At 47.6% G+C, this 18859-nt stretch carries 15 protein-coding genes, 1 tRNA gene and 1 pseudogene; 7 read left to right on the top strand and 10 right to left on the bottom strand.

Translation table 11 applies throughout. The features are described 5' to 3' along the window. Positions 1-105 precede the first annotated feature (105 nt). Positions 106-1278: a site-specific integrase gene (locus ACN6NF_RS02260; RefSeq protein ID WP_029517882.1), complete on the top strand. Its 1173-nt coding sequence runs from the start codon at positions 106-108 to the stop codon at positions 1276-1278. A 93-nt stretch (positions 1279-1371) separates the two neighbouring features. Here the strand turns inward: ACN6NF_RS02260 and ACN6NF_RS02255 are convergent. Both ACN6NF_RS02255 and ACN6NF_RS02250 read right to left on the bottom strand, forming a co-directional pair. Then, positions 1372-1443, bottom strand: a tRNA-Thr gene (locus ACN6NF_RS02255). A gap of 73 nt (positions 1444-1516) precedes the next feature. Further along, entirely contained in the window at positions 1517-1864 is a 348-nt protein-coding gene (locus tag ACN6NF_RS02250; protein ID WP_474314753.1) for an MTH1187 family thiamine-binding protein, read from the bottom strand. Positions 1865-2384: 520 nt separating this feature from the next. Here ACN6NF_RS02250 and ACN6NF_RS02245 point away from each other — a divergent pair. The 3 genes from ACN6NF_RS02245 to ACN6NF_RS02235 all read left to right on the top strand — a co-directional run bounded on the left by ACN6NF_RS02245 (position 2385) and on the right by ACN6NF_RS02235 (position 7693). Further along, a complete protein-coding gene (locus ACN6NF_RS02245) occupies positions 2385-4718 on the top strand; it encodes a ribonucleoside-diphosphate reductase subunit alpha (protein WP_474314748.1) in 2334 nt (777 codons plus the stop codon). A 20-nt stretch (positions 4719-4738) separates the two neighbouring features. Beyond that, positions 4739-5770 (top strand): ribonucleotide-diphosphate reductase subunit beta, encoded by a 1032-nt coding sequence (locus ACN6NF_RS02240; RefSeq protein WP_164965202.1) that lies wholly within the window; start codon positions 4739-4741, stop codon positions 5768-5770. A gap of 171 nt (positions 5771-5941) precedes the next feature. Continuing rightward, positions 5942-7693, top strand: a complete 1752-nt coding sequence (locus ACN6NF_RS02235) for a methyl-accepting chemotaxis protein (protein WP_474314747.1) — start codon at positions 5942-5944, stop codon at positions 7691-7693. Positions 7694-7920: 227 nt separating this feature from the next. Here ACN6NF_RS02235 and ACN6NF_RS02230 read toward each other — a convergent pair whose 3' ends face one another. After that, a complete protein-coding gene (locus ACN6NF_RS02230) occupies positions 7921-8757 on the bottom strand; it encodes an HAD hydrolase-like protein (RefSeq protein WP_474314745.1) in 837 nt (278 codons plus the stop codon). Positions 8758-8927: 170 nt separating this feature from the next. Here ACN6NF_RS02230 and ACN6NF_RS02225 point away from each other — a divergent pair, with 170 nt between their 5' ends. Continuing rightward, positions 8928-9422, top strand: a complete 495-nt coding sequence (locus ACN6NF_RS02225; RefSeq protein WP_019685967.1) for a hypothetical protein — start codon at positions 8928-8930, stop codon at positions 9420-9422. On the opposite strand, the gene ACN6NF_RS02220 is transcribed toward ACN6NF_RS02225, so the two are convergent. From ACN6NF_RS02220 to ACN6NF_RS02210, 3 genes and pseudogenes are all read right to left on the bottom strand, one after another. Next, positions 9406-11052 (bottom strand): NAD(P)H-hydrate dehydratase, encoded by a 1647-nt coding sequence (locus ACN6NF_RS02220; RefSeq protein ID WP_474314742.1) that lies wholly within the window; start codon positions 11050-11052, stop codon positions 9406-9408. The genes ACN6NF_RS02225 and ACN6NF_RS02220 overlap by 17 nt on opposite strands. Before the next feature lie 33 nt (positions 11053-11085). Then, positions 11086-11718 carry an NAD(P)-dependent oxidoreductase gene (locus ACN6NF_RS02215; protein WP_474314739.1) on the bottom strand — a complete coding sequence of 211 codons (633 nt, stop codon included), beginning with the start codon at positions 11716-11718 and terminating at the stop codon, positions 11086-11088. 85 nt (positions 11719-11803) lie between these two features. Further along, a pseudogene (locus ACN6NF_RS02210) lies at positions 11804-12278 on the bottom strand (GNAT family N-acetyltransferase). A 143-nt stretch (positions 12279-12421) separates the two neighbouring features. Here ACN6NF_RS02210 and ACN6NF_RS02205 point away from each other — a divergent pair. Together ACN6NF_RS02205 and ACN6NF_RS02200 are read left to right on the top strand one after the other, a co-directional pair. Further along, complete coding sequence (locus ACN6NF_RS02205) at positions 12422-13390, top strand: hypothetical protein (RefSeq protein WP_474314737.1); 969 nt, start codon at positions 12422-12424, stop codon at positions 13388-13390. Positions 13391-13664: 274 nt separating this feature from the next. Next, positions 13665-14621: an ArsR/SmtB family transcription factor gene (locus ACN6NF_RS02200; protein ID WP_031462727.1), complete on the top strand. Its 957-nt coding sequence runs from the start codon at positions 13665-13667 to the stop codon at positions 14619-14621. Between the two features lie 126 nt (positions 14622-14747). Here the strand turns inward: ACN6NF_RS02200 and ACN6NF_RS02195 are convergent, their stop codons facing one another. From ACN6NF_RS02195 to ACN6NF_RS02180, 4 genes are all read right to left on the bottom strand, one after another. After that, a complete protein-coding gene (locus ACN6NF_RS02195; RefSeq protein ID WP_474314736.1) occupies positions 14748-15800 on the bottom strand; it encodes a lactonase family protein in 1053 nt (350 codons plus the stop codon). Positions 15801-16017: 217 nt separating this feature from the next. After that, a complete protein-coding gene (locus ACN6NF_RS02190) occupies positions 16018-17220 on the bottom strand; it encodes an MFS transporter (RefSeq protein WP_013369125.1) in 1203 nt (400 codons plus the stop codon). A gap of 214 nt (positions 17221-17434) precedes the next feature. Continuing rightward, positions 17435-17953 (bottom strand): GyrI-like domain-containing protein, encoded by a 519-nt coding sequence (locus tag ACN6NF_RS02185; protein ID WP_474314734.1) that lies wholly within the window; start codon positions 17951-17953, stop codon positions 17435-17437. Positions 17954-17999: 46 nt separating this feature from the next. Next, positions 18000-18761, bottom strand: coding sequence for an AAA family ATPase (locus tag ACN6NF_RS02180; protein WP_474314732.1), 762 nt, complete (start codon positions 18759-18761; stop codon positions 18000-18002). Between the last annotated feature and the right edge of the window lie 98 nt (positions 18762-18859).

Below are 18859 nucleotides of genomic sequence, written 5' to 3'. Positions count from 1 at the left end.
ATACGCATGGAATTTCGATACAATATAACCTAAAGCCCTTTTCGGGCTTTTCTTTTAAAATAAAAACAGAACATACATTCCCTATTTCAGTTAGGAGGTTCATCTATGAGAGGACATATAGCCCAGAAAGGAAAGAAATACTACATCGTCGTGGATATGAAAGATGAAGTAACAGGAAAGCGTCGCAGGAAGTGGCTTACTGGCCCCAATGGAGGCTTCGATAAGAAAAGAGATGCTGAACGTGCAATGCCTGACATTCTCAGTGCTTTTAATAAAGGAACCTTTGTAGAACCGACCAAGAAAACTTTCGGTGAAATTATGGAGACCTGGCTCAAAGACAAAAAAACCTCTGTTAAACACGGTACTTGGAAGTCTTATGAGTGGCTTGTAAACACACACATTGTGCCGAATCTCGGGAAAGTGCAGATGACAAAATTAAAACCACAGCACCTCCATAATTTATATCACGAAACATTGCTACCCAAATTATCTGTAGCCTCTATCAAGAAAGCTCACGTCCTTGTTTTAGATGCTTTAAACCGGGCAGTAACCTGGGGAGTTATCACTCAGAATGTTGCCTCTTATGTAGAACTACCCCAAGGAAAAAAGAAAAAATTTGAAGTCTGGAATGAACATCAATTAAAGATTTTCCTCGATGCTGCATCGGAAGATCAATACTTCATGGCCTTCGAGCTCGCTGCCTCTACTGGCATGCGTCAAAGTGAAATACTTGCGCTACCCCGATCTGAGGTAGATTTAAAGAGGAAAACGGCTTCGGTTCGACAAGCTTATACCATTTCTGAAATAGGACATGATCTTGATGATACTAAGAATGATAGTAGCGTTCGCTCCATCGCACTGTTTGCTAATACCGTTAATTTTCTGGAAAATCACTTTAGAAAGCAAGAACATGAGCAAGCCAGAAATAAGCTATACAATGATTCAGGCTTAGTAATTCAAACGAGTGTGGGAACGCCTCTCGGCCCCCGCAATCTTATGAGACATTACTATCGTATTTTGGACAGAATTGTAAAGGAACATCCCGATTTCCCTCGGATTCGTTTCCACGATCTGCGACACACTCATGCAACACTACTTCTCAAAGCTGGTATTCATCCGAAGATCGTTCAAGAGCGACTTGGACATTCGTCTATCAATGTAACTCTGGATACCTATTCACATGTTCTTCCGAATCTCCAAGAAGCGGTGTTAAAAAACATTGGCGATTCAATCACAGGAGAGAGCATTAGCACCGAAGAACCCACTTTACTAGACTAAAGGGTAGAAAAATGGTAGAAGAATCCTCAGTTTAACAAAAAAGCGCGACCTCCAAAAAGCCTGGAAGCCGCGCTGTGCTTGAGTTTTATAGAATGCTGGTGAAGGGAATTGAACCCCCGACCTACGCATTACGAGTGCGTTGCTCTACCCCTGAGCTACACCAGCAGGTCAGTATGACTGACAACAAAAACTATTATACTCTTAGTTACATAAAAATCAATCACTTACATCAACCTTATCAACTAAGATTTGGATTTAATTCTCTAACATTCCCTGCCGTGGTTCCGGATAGCTTATCTGCGACGGATCGCAGCTTTTGGCGACTGGAGGATGGCTTGTCACGGCGATCATCAATTTTGACTGAGGTGGAAACGCGTTTGGCTCCTGCTAGGAATGGCGCTTCGTGTAGCGCAGCAATAGCGGTGAACACATCGTCCAACGAACCTTCAATAATCGTACTCATAGAGGTAAGTTCATAGGTAATTCCCTTTTGCGTCTTCAACACTTTTTGCATTTGAGCAACGTAGTCGCTCAGGCTCGTACTCCCCGTTCCAATCGGGATTACTGTCACTTCTGCAATGGCCATCACCAAGTTCCTCCTTTAAATTGAAAAAATCATCTTTTTAAAATTCTAAAAACTCAGTCGATAAAGCAACCTTGTTCTTCGAAAAAGTTCCATATGTATACGGCTTATTTTAGTAGGAAACATCTTTATCATTTATTGTACCGTTCACTCCGTCTCAATTCAAATACAGCCCGCGACTTCTCTGCATATTTTGATTTTCCATTCCTTTTCCTTTACGTATGGCTTCGAATGTTGCTATAATACTCCTTGCACTTATTTGAAATTTTAAGTTTATATACACAATATGTTGGGTTAAATATTCATAACACCTCTAAATATAGTGATGTAGCCGATAAATCCTACGGGAACCATCTTTTCCCCTTCATTGGCAGGCGCATCGCTATTTCTATGTTATTGGATTACATACAGCCCCAAAATGCTGTCTGACCATCGCTTTTTTCACCATTTTCTTTTCTCAAATCATTTTCATGCCTATTCCCTATGTATGAATTTCAATTCAAGAAAGCGAGGAATTAATTCTATGCCACAACTCGTAACCAAACCAAACAATCGCCAGTTGGCTTTTGATGAAATACGTATATCCGTATATGCTGATCGTGTACTCAGCGGGCTGGACAAGCTGGATAAAGAGCGACTCATTCGTGGTGTAACCAGTAAACTGCGCCGGGATGAAGTCACGGGAGATGAAATTAGCAATGCATTTGCAATGGCTGCTCTAGAACTGGTTAGCAAGGAAGAACCGGACTGGAAATTTGCCGCTGCGCGTGCTTTGCTCACTTCTTTATATAAGAAAGCAGCTACTCACCGCCGTTACAAATCGTATGCAGACGAGCCTTACGGTGCGTTTTATCCACTGATCACCGATCTAGTGCAAAAAGGAATCTACCGTCAAGAACTGCTTGACTGCTACACCAAGGAGCAGATTGATGAGCTCGGCGATTCCATAATGCCACAGAATGACCTGCTGTTCGACTATATTGGACTGTTGACGCTGTCTGAGCGCTATTTGGCCAATGATTTTGACGGACGCGTAATGGAGCTTCCACAGGAACGCTACATGATTATTGCAATGTACCTGATGCATCAAGAGCCAGCCGACAAGCGTATGGAGCTGGTCAAGGAAGCATACTGGGCGATGAGCAACATGTACATGACGGCAGCTACCCCAACCATGTCTAATGCCGGAAAAAAGGTGGCCGGACAGCTCTCCAGCTGCTTTATAGACACCGTAGACGACTCGCTGGAAGGTATTTTCGATTCCAATACCGATGTAGCCCGTCTTAGCAAAATGGGTGGCGGCATCGGGGTATACCTCGGTAAAGTACGGGCGCGCGGCTCCGATATCCGCGGACACAAAAATACAAGCTCTGGTGTTATTCCTTGGATTCGCCAGCTAAACAATACAGCTGTTAGCGTAGACCAGTTGGGTACACGCAAAGGTGCAATCGCCGTTTACTTGGACGTATTCCACAAAGACATTCTGGCGTTTCTGGACCTGAAGCTGAACAACGGTGACGAACGGATGCGTGCACATGACGTGTTCCACGGCGTATGTCTGCCCGATCTGTTCATGGAGCGGGTCGAAGCACGGGGCGAATGGAATCTGTTCTGTCCGCATGAAGTGAAGAAAGTGATGGGCTGGAAGGATGACAAGGGTCGTCCACTGGGACTTGAGGATTTCTATGATGAAGCCTTTGGTTCAGGCTCCTTCCGCGAGAAGTATGAGGAGGCGTCACAGCATCCGATCCTTTCTCGTATTACGGTGCCTGCCATTGACATCATGAAGCGTTTGATGAAATCACAGCTGGAAACAGGTACGCCGTACATGTTCTACCGCGATACAGTAAACCGGGCTAATCCGAATCGCGCCCATGGTATGGTGTATTCCTCCAACCTGTGTACGGAAATTATGCAAAATCAATCTGCAACGGTAGTAGAAAAAGAAGAGTTGGTCACCAAGGATGGACAAACACGCATTGTTATTTCCAAAATTCCTGGCGACTTTGTGGTGTGCAATCTGAACTCCATTCATCTGGCTCGTGCCGTTCCGGCAGGTGTGCTGGATCGTCTCGTACCGATTCAGGTACGTATGCTGGATAATGTTATTGATATCAACAACATTGAAGTGCTGCAAGCACAATACACAAACAGCCAATATCGTGCAGTCGGCTTAGGTACATTTGGGCTGCATCATCTGCTCGCACTTGAGGGCATCCGCTGGGAGTCCGATGAAGCGGTAACCTATAATGATCATTTGTATGAAAAAATTAACTACCTGGCCGTAAAATCCAGCATGGAGCTGGCGAAAGAAAAAGGCCGTTATGCCAAATTCGAGGGTTCTGACTGGTCGACCGGGCATTATTTCACTTCCCGTGGCTATACAGACGGTACACGTGAAGGCAAATTTGTCACTACGTCCGAGTGGAGCGAGCTTGCGGAAGAAGTCCAACAAAACGGTGTCCGTAACGCATGGCTGTTCGCCATCGCGCCTAACGGCTCCACGTCCATCATCGCAGGCTCTACCGCTAGTATTGATCCATTGTATGAGTTGCTTTCCTATGAAGAGAAAACAACCTACAAGATCGCTAACCCTGCACCAGACTTGAATGAAAAAACCATCTGGTACTACAAAACAGCTTTCTTGCTGGATCAACACGCTTCAATCAACATGGCTTCTGCACGTCAGCGTCATATTGACCAAGGTCAAAGCTTTAATCTGTATGTACGCCCAGATATAAAAGCTACCGAATTTTTAGCGCTGCATATTCATGCCTGGAAATCGGGTATGAAGTCGACCTATTATGTACGCAGCCGCGCACTGACGATTGAAGAATGCGAAAGCTGCGCATCCTAAACTAAAGGAGAGAGGCTCTCATGCAGTTACAAAAGATTTTTAACACGGAAGCGCCTAACCGCTCTACCCGTATTATTGAAGGCGAAAACTCCGGTATCCTGAACTGGAACGATATTCGGATGCCGCATATGTACAAACTATATAAGGTGCTGCTGCTAAACCACTGGATTCCGGATGAAATTCCGATGTCCAAGGATGCGTCCCAGTTCCCTATGCTGGATGCCGAAGAACAGCGCACATTCAAAATTAATATCGGCCTGCTGGCTGTGCTGGATTCCATGCAAACCATGTTTGTCGGAGATGTAAAACGATATTTTACCGATTCCTCGCTGGAAGCTATTTCGGCTATTATCGGACAACAGGAAGTCGTGCATAACCAGTCCTACTCTTACGTGCTATCTTCCCTGGTATCGGAGCAGGAGCAGAAGGAAATTTTTGAATACTGGAAAAATGATCCTGTCCTGCTGGAGCGTAACACATTCATCTCGGACATTTATCAAGAGTTCCGCGATGAGCAGAACCCGCAAACCTTTTTCCAAGCCATGGTAGCGGATTTGATTCTGGAAGGCATATTCTTTTACAGTACATTTGCTTTCTTTTACAATTTGGCGCGTGACCAAAAAATGATGGCCACCAGCCAGATGATCTCGTATATTCAGCGCGATGAAAATCAGCATTGCTACTTCTTTGCTGAAGTGTTCAAGCAGCTATTGTCCGATTTCCCTGAGCTGAATACGAAGGAAAATACGGACTATGTCTATCGTATGATCAACCGCGCTGTGGAGCTGGAAACGAATTGGGCACATTACACGCTCAAAGAGGTTCGCGGCATTGACTTAAACGAGTTGAGCGATTATATCAAATACATGGCAAACATGCGTCTGAGACTCCTGGGTATGGACAAAGCATACGAAGGTGTAGATGTAAACTGTATGCCTTGGATCAAGCCATTTTCCGATGAAGCACTGAATGCAACAAAAACGGACTTTTTTGAAGCAAAATCACGCAATTACGGCAAGGTCGGAGACGACAACGGATTTGATGATTTGTAAGTTATACACTAAAAGCCTTAACTCAGTTATTACCGAGCTAAGGCTTTTTTTCTATGGATGGAATTTGCGCAAATGTGCAAAAATTTCATGTAACATATGAATTACTATTCATATTTCCCTACTTGAACACGATATTATATGAAGGCGAAATAATATAGTAAGGAGCATATTATGAAAAGCAAAATCAAAAAAAGAATGGGATTACAATCCAAACTCTACTTCATCTTGCTCATTCCTTTAGTTGTAATTGGCATCATGATCCTGTGGACGACCAAACAATCGATTCAGAATGCTTCTCTATCAACCATGCAGCTCAACAATGAAACGTTGGCGGTGAATACAGCCAAGCTACTGGACAAATCAGCCGTCAAAAGCTTAAACACGAATCCATCCGAGCAGAGCAGCGAGTATAAAAAACTTCGGAACGAGTTAAATACGCTTAGGCTGCACAGCGGAGTCCTGTATATGTATATGTTCAATCGTGCTGGCGATGAGTGGAAGCTTACAGTGGACGGAGCTGCTTGGGACGACAAAGACTACAGTCCTTTTGGAAGCCCTGTAAGTTTCACCCGTAAAGAAACGGCAGATAGATTGAAACAAGGGGAGACGGTAACTACAGATATCACAACGGACCCTGATTGGGGAACGATGTTTTCTTCCTTTACACCCATTAAGGATACAGATGGAACCATCATAGGCTATCTGGGAATTGACAGATCCCTAGCCTCTGTAACTGAAGTATACGAGAAAACCTTGCCTGAGGCCTACCGGCTAGTTATCCCTGTGGTCTCCATCATTCTGATCATCTCCATTGTGGCAATGGTGCTGGTAACACGTCGAATACTACGTCAGGTACGGTTTATTAAAGATACATTGGAGCAAGTAGCCGACGGCAATCTTACAGTTACATCGCAGCAAGTTACATATGATCAGCTAGGTGAAATCAGCGGCTTGACGAACCGGATGGTGAAAGCCATGTCCAATATGATTGTGGATATTCAGAGCAGTTCAAGTACGCTTCAGCAAGCATCGGAGAATATCGTCGTGACTTCAGAAGGAACCCTCCACCAAACCGAGGAACTGTCCCGCACACTCCAGCAAATTGCCGATGTATCTACAAACCAAGCGGATCAAACGATAGAATCGGTTCAGCAATCTGACCGCTTAGGGCAAACGCTGGATGAAGTCGGAAGCCATGTGCACCAGTTTACGGATACGGCGCGCCATCTCAATGAGGTCCGTAATCAGGTAGCCAGTGAACATGAACTGCTATTGGAGAAGGGACGAGAAAGCGCCCTGCGAATTAAGCAGATGCAGCGCATGTCACACGCGCTAACCGAAAAATCCCGCGAAGCGGCTAACATTGGACAGCAGGTACAAGGCATCGTAAAGCAGACGCAAATTTTGTCCTTTAATGCCTCGATTGAAGCTTCGCGTGCAGGGGAAGCCGGTAAAGGTTTTTCTGTCGTAGCTCATGAAATGGGACAACTTGCCCAACAATCTGCCATATCCATTCGTGAGATTGACGAAATTCTAAGCAGTTTTGTCGAGCAAATTGAGCAGATGGGCGATCAATTTGCTGAAAATATAAATACCGTCAATGAACAAGAAAAACAAATTGCATTATGTCTACAGTCTGTTGATAAAGTCACCCAGGTATCAGAGGAAGTTGAGGAACTGGCTGCTCATCTGGCCCAATTGACCACAGAAATGCAGGAGGTACGTCACAGCGTAGATCAACATCTGAAGCACACAGCCAGCGCGGCGCAGCAAACTGCCGGAATGACGGAAGATGTATCCGCAAGCGCACAGAAGCAGGCCCTAGCGGTAAAAGAACTATCCGAAGTAGCCCGTAATCTGACCACACTATCAAACAATCTACAGCGTCATGCTGATCAGTTCCGGGTGAAGAGTTCCGACTAGTAATGATTTCGACGAACTGTGACCCGTAAGATGGACACTTGATTGAAAGTGTCCATCTTACGGGTCATTTTACAGACGAAAAGAGTACACGCAAAAGGAGCATTCGCTAACGTAGCGAATGCTCCTTTTGCGCTTAGAAAGCCGAGCTGAGTACACCTTTATCCAGGTAGATGCATACATATAACCTAAAGGTCTATATAAGCACTTAAGAGTTATAGCCGTTATGCTCACGATGGGGGAATCGCAACTGTTTTCATCGGCTTCATATAAGAAGGATAGCCTCCCGTATGCTGGAGCATTTCAATTTCACGCAAAATACGCGGTAAGTCAGCAACCGAGTTCATCACGATGTGCGCTCCTGCTCTTTTCAAGCCATATATACTTTGTCTGCGTCGTTCCTCGGCTACTCTATCGTCCACTTTATAGCTTGTAGGGTGACTCGCGGTCAAAGCACTCTCGTTATGGTTCAACACACCAATCGTCCAAACGCCCGCATTCCGTCCTTCTTGCATATCGGCTGCCGTGTCTCCTACCTTCACAATATCGCTAAGCGGGAATACCTGCAGGCGATGTGCAATTTCATAGATCATCCACGGATAAGGCCTCCCCTGCGAAACTTCACAAGGGGCTACCATACAATCCAGCGTATAGGGTGACTGTGCAGGCGTGAATACGTGACTCAGCATCTCCATCGGGCAAGATGCAGTAGCACCTGACTGAATGCGGCGGTCTTGAAGCTCCTGCAAAGCCCTATCTATACCGGTAGCAGTCTCAGCCCATTGGATCAAAGAGCGAAGAACAGGGACAAGCTCAAGATAAATATGCTCAATATCCACTCTGCCAGGATGCGCACCAAAGCACTCCAGCCATTTTCTACGAACCTCTGAAAGTCCGAGCACATTCGCAATATGATCCCGGATGGGCAGTCCCCGTCCATGAGATACCTGCTCTTCAGTTACCTGTATGCCCTTCCATCTAAAGATGTCGCACATTCCCTGGATTAAGCCCCGTCCTCCGGGGTCTAACAATGTACTTTCCAGATTAAAAATAACCGCCTGTATCATGCAATCCCCGCCTTTCCGTACCGCGGCTATCCGCAATCTTTATTCTGCTTAGGAACATGATACACAGCTAACGTAAACTCAAATGTCGCAAACGGTAAGCGGATTGTAATTGAAAATAAATTCCTTGATTGGTTTTGATTTACCGAGTGAAATGAGGAGGGAATCGCAATATGAGACAGCCTTGGAATGAATTTAATTCTAAAATGCCTTGGCGGATGGAGCTTGGTTGTTATGCTCTGAATAAGCTTGCCTGTGGAGGATTGGTTTTTGGTCTGTTATGGGTCTACTGCTATCTGACAGAGGAAATAACGGGATTACCTGTGAGTATAGCAGGCAATAGCGGTGAACTGACCGCGCAGTTATGGGCCTATGGCTTTGCCCTTCCGGCAGCTCTTGCCGCTGATGCACTACGTGATCTTTTACCCTGGCTTCGTAAGCCTGAGCAGTTCACGCTATACCTTGCCGTAGGGTTCAGTGTCTTTCTTCTGCTGGGGTCTTTGATGTCGCCTGCTGGAACGGGCATCTCGTGGAGCAACGGCATGGCAGGTGCAGGGATTACACTGCTCTATTATGGGGGAAGGCACTGGCTGAACCGTGAATATGGAGTACAGATCATGCTGGCCTTCCTCCTGCCACTGCTGCTATGGATTATAGGGCTTCAATGATGTCGCCTGCTACCACTGAGGCGGGATGCTGGCGATGGCGCGCGGCCGTTTCTCCGGCCGCACCATGCAGATACACGCCAAAGGCTGCTGCCTGTGAAGCGTTCAAGCCTTGGGCCAACAACCCTGCGATGATGCCTGTCAGCACATCGCCCGCACCACCTGTCGCCATCCCGGCGTGGCCTGTGGTATTGACGTAGGCCGTTCCGTCGGGACACGCAATGACCGTGCGTGCTCCTTTGAGCACCAGCGTGACCCCGCGTGTCCGGGCGTACTCCCGGGCATGGGTGATACGGTCACGCTGCACCTCTGCTGTCGATATGCCCAGCAGACGAGCCATTTCGCCGGGGTGCGGCGTCAGCACGACCGCCGCATCTCTCGACTTCCAGGCATCCAGCTCAGGCCCCGCCGAGGCAAGGATGTTCAAGGCGTCCGCATCAAGCACGAGCGGACCACTGTATTCCTCCCACAGGCGGCGCAGCCAGCCAGTGTCCCCTGCGAAGCGGCCGAGGCCGGGCCCGACGGCCAGCACATCGCGCGCCTGCGCAAGCTGTAGCAGCTCATCTGCGGAGTCGGCGTTCCATTCGCCGTCTCTGCCTGTTGCTGCGGCAGCGAGCATCAGCTCTGGTGCGGCGCCAATGACGCGCGGAAGCAGCGCCTCGGGCACCGCCCACGTCACAAGGCCGCTGCCGATGCGCAAGGCGGCACGTGCGGCCAGCAGGCCCGCACCGCTCATCCGCAGGCTCCCGCCTGCGACCAGAACATGGCCGTAGGTGCCCTTGTGCCCGTCCGGCACACGGCTACGGCTGACATCCACGTCCAGCGCGTCGCGCAGCGTATCGCTGGTCAGGAGCCGCAGCTGCACACCGCACTCACGGGCAAGGCCGGGCGGAATACCGATGTAGCGTACCACCACATCGCCAGCGGTTCCAGCGCCTGGATATTGGGCGAGCCCACACTTCAAGTAGGCCAGGCATACGGTGACGCGCGCACGAATGCACGGCTCGTGTAGCGCACCTGTGTCGGCGTCAAGGCCGCTAGGCACGTCTACCGACACGAGCGGCGCGCCGCTGGCATTAGCCTCGCGGATCAGCGAGGCGTAAGGTTCGCGCGGTGGACCTTGCGTGCCCGTGCCCAGCAGGGCATCGACAATGCCGGAAGCACCGCGCAGATCGAGGTTATCCAGTCCATAGAGGATAACGGGGATATCCAGCGCCGCGATGATGTCGCGCTGGGCAGCCGCTTCACCGTGCAGCGTTGCAGGCGGGTCGGCGTATACAACGGTGACGCGCAGACCTGCATCGGTTAGATGGCGGGCTGCCACCAGTCCGTCACCGCCGTTGTTGCCTTTACCTACCAGGATATACCAGTGTGCTCGTTCATGGACGTCATATCCCCCTCGGCTCGATGAATCCGCCCGTATGACGCCGCCATGTCCCGGTATATCCCCCGGTCCTGTGTGTGTGACCTCATTTATGCCATCGCTTGTTCCACGTCGCTCAGCACAAAGCTTCAGCACCTCGTCAGCTACTGCACGTCCGGCATTTTCCATCAAGGTCAGGGCCGGGATCCCCAGCTTGTCAATTGTATACCGATCCAGTTGCCGCATTTGTTCTGCGGTCACTATATACATGCTTTTTCGCCTCCCATATAGCCAGCCCTTTGATTAATACCCGACGGTAAAGCGAGAATTGACAAATTCCCCTTCCACTAATTCATCAATCAGGGCTACCGCATAATCCTCAACGGAGATACGACTATGGCCTAACTCATCAACCACCAAATGATCCAAGCCAATACGGAACTGTCCTGTACGTTTTCCTGGTTCAATAATTGCGGCAGGACTACAATATGTCCAGTCTACATCCGCAGCACGATACAGCTCCAGTGCATCAGCGTGTGCAGCCGCCAGTGGCTTGATTTCCTCCGGAAACTCAGCGGTATCCATGAGGCGTTCACCGTTTTCTGTTTTCAGACTGCCCGCTCCGCCAACCACAAGTATGCGCTCCGCGCCGGAACGCCGAGTTCCTTCCAGTAAGGAACGAGTTGCTTCGAGCAGTTCCTCCTCAGCTCCAAACTTGGGACCATAGGCGCTAATGATAGCATCGTGCCCTTTGGCTACCTCTGAAACGGAATTCGGGTTTAGAATATCTACCTGAACCACCGTCAAATGTTCACTTTGCTCCGTCACTCGTTGCGGATCGCGCACTGCCGCCGTCACCTCATATTTACGCTTGATCGCTTCCTTTACTAACGCTTTGCCAATTGTCCCGGTTGCTCCGAAAATAATCACTTTCATATTAACGTGCCTTCTTCCTATCTATATTTTTCTTACTGTTATTTATCCGTTTTATAACCAGCTCAAACTCGTACAGGATTTCATCTTACAATCCCTCTGGCTGTCGCCAGTACATCCCTTCCGAACTTGGACTGACCAGTTGGAAGCCAAACTGCGCATATAACCGGTCGGCTGGCTTATCGGCAATCAGCGTTGCAAAGCTGCCCACTGGAACCTCCCGTCTCAAATACTCCATAATCTCTTCCATAAGCTTACGCCCATAGCCCTTCCCCTGATGGGAAGGCTTGACTGCAATATCTGTAACCAGAAAAAACACACCGCCATCACCGCTCACTCGGCCCATCCCTATCAATTCCTGTCCAAGCCGTAGCGTTACAGCAAATAGGCTGTTCGGCAGGGCCCTTGGCTGCCGCCTCTTCCGTAATTTGCGACAAACCAGCCTCCTTGCGTAAAGCACGATATTCCTCGACGGCTGGAATGGCGTAATCTACGCGAAGCAGCTCGTACGGTTGATTCGATGTCTCATGATGTTCTGTTGCATTTTCTATATTTTTATTCATGCCGAATCACCCCTTCGTGCTGTAATCTTGTCTATTTTACCAAAAAATACTTCATAGTTCTTGGTTAGAGATATACAAGCCCTTGAAATGCCTGTGTGGTCTGTGCAATAGTGTAGAAAGAACAATGGAAGGAGGGATTGCGGGTGTCCCCGACGGACTTCGCGGCATTAGCCGCATATATCTCACCCGGTCTGATCGTCTTCCTGCTGGCGTTGTCCTTGCTGGTATGGCTGTATGTTCACAGTGCAGCCCAGCTTCGCAATTCGCGTCAGCAGCGGCTCGAAGAATTACAGGAATCACTGCGTATCTATGGCCGGTTAGCTGGTTATCTCCAGACTGCTACCCAGAACACGATCAACAACAGCGAAAAGCAGCAGCACCAGAATGGACTTATCCATGCTCTTCAGGAGGCTAAGGCCGCCCCCTATTTGACTCCTCACCTTCAAGAGCAGGTGCAAGCCTCCCTTCGGGAGTGTGATCCATTCCGCCGGGAATTGCTTCTCAAATCACTGGAACGTGAAATGAACAAACTAATCGAGGAACGGCGACTTGTTCTACTGGAATCCCATGCTCCAGGCTGGGGAACAGCATTATGGAAACTATTGCGCCCAGCAGCCGGTCCGCTGGCGCTGGCGGGAATCGTCTGGTTGATCTCAAGATTAGTTGTGGAACTGATAACCTACAGTCATGTCGATGTTAGTCTGCCCGACACCGCACAATCTGCCTCATGGCTTATAGGGTATGCATGGATAAGGTTCGTTTCTGGCTTGATCGCCCTGCTGTATGTTTATCGTCTGATGACCCTGCGTAGACAAAATGATTTGGATGTGACGGCATCCCATTTCCCAACAAGCCTGTTGTGCATGGTCATCGCCGTTGTCGCCCTGTTTCAGTGGCTCGGGCCAGAAGCATCTCCCTACATACTGACTGTACAGCTTGTGCTGTTCTTGATTGGCTTCCGACTTACCCGAGGCCGCTCACGAAGTGATCGTCCTTATGTGGGGCATCCCGGCTTGATGAAGGCCGATGCTTCGCGGCACCAGGAATTACATGCAACTGACAAAGATACAACCGCTGAATCTTCTTTGGCTGATGAACATATGCGGTCCTAAACACCCGTTGCGCCTGAAATAGTTCCCGTATACATCCCGCAAATCACATACCATCACAGGACATCCCAGCACACAAAGAAAGAGTTCATGGGGTGTCCTGTTTTTTGAACAATTTTTGGTTTTTTGCCGGGTTAGGCTTGTGCCAGCGATCAAGGAAAGGGTATATTGTTTATATAAATGTAAATCATATCGTTTTATATGTATGAATATTGAAAAAAATCCATATATGTTAAACTACCATCAATTTATGATGTGCGTTAGAATTGGAGGAATTATGCAACTGGACATTTCTGAAAAATCACTTCCCGTTTATGAAGCGCTGGCCAGTGAGGTTCGGCTGAATATGATTGTTCTGCTTGCGGAGAAACCGATGAATATACGTGAGCTGGCGGAAGCGCTGGGCCTCAGTAGTGCGATTATGACAATGCATGTTAAGAAGTTGGAAAGAGCATCCATTATTTCGACTAAAATGCTGCCCGGACGAGGCGGGGTTCAGAAGGTATGCTCATTGGCTACGGACAAAATTGAAATCGCCATGCCACGCTATCAGCAGGATGTACGGCAATTTCATCAGACGGAGATTTCTGTCGGACACTTTACAGATTTTGAGATTCAGTCCACCTGCGGCCTAGCCACCGTCGAAAAGATTATCGGAGAATTCGATGAGCCTCGTTCGTTCTTGGACCCTGAGCGCTTCAATTCCAAAATTCTGTGGTTTAGCCAAGGGTATATGGATTATAAAGTGCCGAATTTCCTATTGTCCAGTCAAAAAGCTGAGGAACTGGAAATTTCGATGGAATTATCATCAGAGGCCCCTTTTACCAATGATAATTGGCCTTCAGACATCACGTTTTTCCTAAATGATGTGAATTTGGGCACTTGGACCAGCCCAGGGGATTTTGGGGATAATCGTGGTAAATATACACCTTCATGGTGGCCTGACTTTATCAATCAGTATGGCCTGCTTAAGAGACTTCGCGTTACGTCCGAAGGCACCTTTATGGATGGCAAGCAGATATCCGATGTGACTCTAAGCGACGTGCTGATTGACCAGAAGCAATGGAAATTCCGTATCGCCATTTTGGATGATGCCCAGCATATTGGAGGGGTAACCCTGTTCGGTACCGGATTCGGTAACTATAACCAGGATATCCTGTTCCGTTTGTACTACAAACCTGCGGAAAATCATACCAAAACAACAACGGTAGAAGCTGGCGAGAGCAGCAAGTAATCATTAGACCCCTTCAAAATCCGAACACGGCGTTTTGCCCATGACTTTCTTGGGAGACAAAGCGCCGTGTTTTACTTTCTTTCTTATCCTCTTTTACCGGCCCCTTTTTTGCCATGCGCTGCGTAATTAGCGTACAGATTCAATACATACTGGTGTAGGAACCTCCAATACATATCCCGTTCGGGTCAGCCGTCCATCATTCCCATGGATAGCAAAGGATACGATGTTGTTTCCCTCCTGATTCGCCACTAGCAAATAACCAGACAAGATGGTGAAGTTACGCGGCGTACTGCCGAAACTCTCGGCCCATTCAATCGTCTTCAGCTTGCCGCTGTCTGGATCGACATGGTAGAGTACGATGCTGTCATGTCCTCGATTGGATACATACAGAAAACGTCCACAGGGAGTAATCCGAATATCCGCTGCTGTATTTTCTACATCGATAATGCCTTCTGGCAGTGTGGACAGACTTTGCAGCAAGGTAAGCTTACCATTACGTTCGTTATAACCAAACACAGCGACGGTATTATTCAATTCATTGGCGACAAAGGCATATCGACCGGAGGGATGAAAAACCAGATGACGTGGGCCGGAACCAGGTGGCAAATCTGTCTCACGGTGGGTTACCAATTTCCCATCCTCTGTCAAACGATATACTATAATCTGATCCAGCCCCAGATCACATACCATAGCATACTGTCCTGAAGGATCAGGAATAATCGAGTGTGGATGTGGCGCATCCTGACGGTCCTGGCGAATCCCTGACCCCGTATGCTGAACCTGCCCCGACATGTCTCCCAACCCTCCAGCTTCTGTCGCAGGGAATACAACGGCATTGCCCCCAGAATAGTTAGAAGCCAGCACATATCGTCCATCTGTTGTTACGGATACATAGCAAGTATGTGCTCCCTCCGTTCCTTTTCGATCCAAAGGATGCAATTCCCCCGTCTGGTTGTTCACCTGATATGTGTACAGTTCGCTTTGTTCTGTCTCACTGGCAGCATACAACTTTGTCTCATTCGGATGCAGTGCCAGAAAAGAAGGTCTCTCGATTCCTTCCATACCTCCAACCATACGCAAATCACCATTGTCCGTATGCAAAGCGCCTATATAAATTCCTCTTTCCTCACGAGACGCATAAGTTCCTACATAAAATAACTGCTCATTCCGCTCTTCCATCCGATCTCAGCTCCTTTTAGCGTATTACTCACAAGTTATCCGACTTTTAAGTTCTACTTTTTGACTGGTTATAAACTTATCATGCATTATTACCCAAGATTCTGCCGTTTCATTAACATGTGGCTATGTATGCAAAAAAATAGCCTCTTCCGCTGCAATCTGTGGTTCATAAGAACGTCACAGTTCACATCAAAAGAGACTATGTTTACAGATAACATTAAACCGCTGTGGATTGCGTATCTCTACTTTTCCATTTTACAGCCAGCCCCAAACTAAGCATGAGAATGACCGCCCCAAAAATGTACGGCAAATTGATATGCACCTCAAACAATGTACCGGCAAGCGCAGGGCCCAGAATATTACCAATACTCATATAAGCATTGTTCATCCCCGCTGCAACTCCCTGCTCATCCCCTGCCATTTTGGATAAAGCCGTATTAATGGCTGGCCGCAACAACGATGTAGCGGTAAAGAAGATAAGCGATACTCCGAGTACATAATAAAAGTTCCCTGAGAGCAACATAAGCACAAGGGAAATCGCAGAAAACAGAAAAGAACCGATAATCACACCTTTTTCACCAAAACGGTTCAACATCGGACTAATGACCACGGCTTGAATTATAGTTCCGACTAACGCACCTACCGTAATAATGATAGCAATATCACGTTCATTGTAATGAAACTTGCCTGTTACAAAGAACGGAAACATCGTTTCAAAATGCGTCAGGCCAAAGGTTAACGTGAATATCATAATCAGCAGCATAAAGTACGGCTTGCGGAAAGACAGCGCAAACTGTTTAATCACATTGTCCCGTTTCACCTTAACATTTCGAAACTTCAACTGCTTCTCCAACGACAGAGTTTCGGGCAGTAAAATCAATGAAATCAGTGCCGCTAAACCGGATACCGCCGCCGAAACGTACAAGGGTGTACGAAGCGAGATATCTGCCAGCAAACCGCCTACACCAGGACCGATCACAAAACCAAGCGACATAGCAGCCCCCAACAGCCCCATTCCTCTGCCTCGGTTATGGACGGTTGTGATGTCGGCAATATAAGCCATCATTGGAGGGATCATAAATGCCGCTCCTGCACCCCCGAGCAAACGGGAAATATACAGCATCGTCAACGAGTGTCCAATCGCAAACAATACAGAAGACACCGTCATGATGACCAAACCGATAATAATCATTTTTTTACGTCCGTATTTATCGGACCATTCCCCAGCTAACGGCGAAAATATAAACTGGGTCAAGCCAAACACGGCAACCAGATAGCCTCCCGTTTCACCACTGCCTCCCAAGGAACCCATGAACTTGGGGAGGATCGGAATAATGAGTCCAATCCCCAGCATGGCAATAAACATATTAATCATCAAAATGACGAGCGGCCCCATTTTCAACTGTTGTGAATCCGACATGTTGCGTTTTGTCCTCCTCAGGTTCTTTATTTCGTATACGAATTTCTTATTTTACAACCATTTCCGCAAAACTCTTCATTATATTAATAGAGCGGGAGGCAAATAACAATCATAAAATACTTCCGATAACCCTGAATGTTACCTTTGACAAGGTAGCAAAAAGGAACAACCACTAAATCATGAGATTGTCCCTCTTATAACGATTCACCCTCCTTTATTTTTGTACGATAGCGATCGCAATATCATAATCAAATTCCTGAATTTCTGAGGATGGAATATCAAAAGGGTTTACCGGCTTCAGCCGATTCGACTCGATCCAATATACCCCCTCTGTCGTATTACGCTCATAGCCATTACGATCCAACCAAGCAAATAGGTCATCATAAATCGTATTCAATCGTTCCCGATCTCCCTGAAAACGGGTCACTGCATACGCTCCTTCGGGTACCTCGATGCGTTCAAGACTATCCGGTACTTCTGTCCACGAAGACACTTTAACGCCCACCTTGACCGCCGTACTACCGCTCTCCTCAACAACTGTCCATTGGGGAGTTAACACATAGCCCATATCAGCGTCCAGACGACCTGAGTAGTTCTCTGGAATGGTCTGTTGCACTTGTTGCCACTGTCTGCGTACCTCATCACCCAATTCTGCAAAAGGGGCTTGCGCAGTCAGCGCTGCTACCTTGAAAGCCGATATCCGCTGAATAACTACATCGAGATTTGAACTCATACGGTTTCCTCCTCATCAAGTGGATACCACCAAACTTCCTGTATCCTTATGGTGAATCTTCGAACAGCTCCTGCAACAACTTTTCCTTGTTATTCAGAAATTGTTTGGTGATGATGTAATGATCGGTTTCCTCCAGCGTCCGTGTGTCGATCCCTTCATGTGTCAGATGATACAGAACCGAATCTGGATAAGACATCAGGATGGGGGAATGTGTAGAAATGATAAACTGCGATCCCTGCTGCACAAGCTCATGAATCCGTGCAAGCATGGCCATCTGGCGTAAGGGCGAGAGTGCTGCCTCTGGCTCATCCAAAATATACAATCCTTGTCCTCCAAACCGATGCACAAATGCAGCAAAAAAAGACTCGCCATGCGACTGCTCATGCAGCGACTTCCCCCCATACGAATCTCGAATGGGTCGCCCTCCTCCTTCGCGGTCCAGCTCGTCTATATGAGTCGCTACATTATAGTAGCTCTCCGCCCGGAAAAAGAAGCCATCCCTTGGCTTTTCGATCCCTCTCACCAACCGGATATGCTCATACAGCGAGGAATGCGTGGCTTGTGTGGAAAAGTTGAAATTTTTAGTACCCCCCTCTGGATTAAATCCCCATGCGACCGCGATTGCCTCCATAAGCGTCGATTTACCTACACCGTTTTCTCCAACAATATAGGTAACGGAAGGATGGAATTTGAGTTCATTCCACTGTTGAAGAGCCTTTAAATTAAAAGGGTATTGGCTCTTGTCAGCATCTGGAGGCCACAATAGTTCCAAACGACGTATAAAAAGATTGCGATCCCATATACTCATGTCCAGTCAGCCTCCATTGCCAAGCAATTTACTAGGTATTCCATCATTATATTGGAATTATTTACAGCAATCAATCTGAACTCCCATTTCGTAACCCT

It is taken from the genome of Paenibacillus sp. TSM33, assembly GCF_056099025.1.
The sequence above is the reverse complement of the archived record's forward strand: the minus strand, read 5'-3'. Positions and strand labels throughout refer to the sequence as shown.

What these genes read in the sequence shown, in the direction of transcription:
- ACN6NF_RS02240 (WP_164965202.1), top strand. Translation starts at nt 4,739, where the DNA reads ATGCAGTTACAAAAGATTTTTAACACGGAAGCGCCTAACCGCTCTACC.
- ACN6NF_RS02235 (WP_474314747.1), top strand. Translation starts at nt 5,942, where the DNA reads ATGAAAAGCAAAATCAAAAAAAGAATGGGATTACAATCCAAACTCTAC.
- ACN6NF_RS02190 (WP_013369125.1), bottom strand. Translation starts at nt 17,220, where the DNA reads ATGTCGGATTCACAACAGTTGAAAATGGGGCCGCTCGTCATTTTGATG.
- ACN6NF_RS02195 (WP_474314736.1), bottom strand. Translation starts at nt 15,800, where the DNA reads ATGGAAGAGCGGAATGAGCAGTTATTTTATGTAGGAACTTATGCGTCT.
- ACN6NF_RS02185 (WP_474314734.1), bottom strand. Translation starts at nt 17,953, where the DNA reads ATGAGTTCAAATCTCGATGTAGTTATTCAGCGGATATCGGCTTTCAAG.
- ACN6NF_RS02200 (WP_031462727.1), top strand. Translation starts at nt 13,665, where the DNA reads ATGCAACTGGACATTTCTGAAAAATCACTTCCCGTTTATGAAGCGCTG.
- ACN6NF_RS02245 (WP_474314748.1), top strand. Translation starts at nt 2,385, where the DNA reads ATGCCACAACTCGTAACCAAACCAAACAATCGCCAGTTGGCTTTTGAT.
- ACN6NF_RS02180 (WP_474314732.1), bottom strand. Translation starts at nt 18,761, where the DNA reads ATGAGTATATGGGATCGCAATCTTTTTATACGTCGTTTGGAACTATTG.
- ACN6NF_RS02225 (WP_019685967.1), top strand. Translation starts at nt 8,928, where the DNA reads ATGAGACAGCCTTGGAATGAATTTAATTCTAAAATGCCTTGGCGGATG.
- ACN6NF_RS02230 (WP_474314745.1), bottom strand. Translation starts at nt 8,757, where the DNA reads ATGATACAGGCGGTTATTTTTAATCTGGAAAGTACATTGTTAGACCCC.
- ACN6NF_RS02260 (WP_029517882.1), top strand. Translation starts at nt 106, where the DNA reads ATGAGAGGACATATAGCCCAGAAAGGAAAGAAATACTACATCGTCGTG.
- ACN6NF_RS02250 (WP_474314753.1), bottom strand. Translation starts at nt 1,864, where the DNA reads ATGGCCATTGCAGAAGTGACAGTAATCCCGATTGGAACGGGGAGTACG.
- ACN6NF_RS02215 (WP_474314739.1), bottom strand. Translation starts at nt 11,718, where the DNA reads ATGAAAGTGATTATTTTCGGAGCAACCGGGACAATTGGCAAAGCGTTA.
- ACN6NF_RS02220 (WP_474314742.1), bottom strand. Translation starts at nt 11,052, where the DNA reads ATGTATATAGTGACCGCAGAACAAATGCGGCAACTGGATCGGTATACA.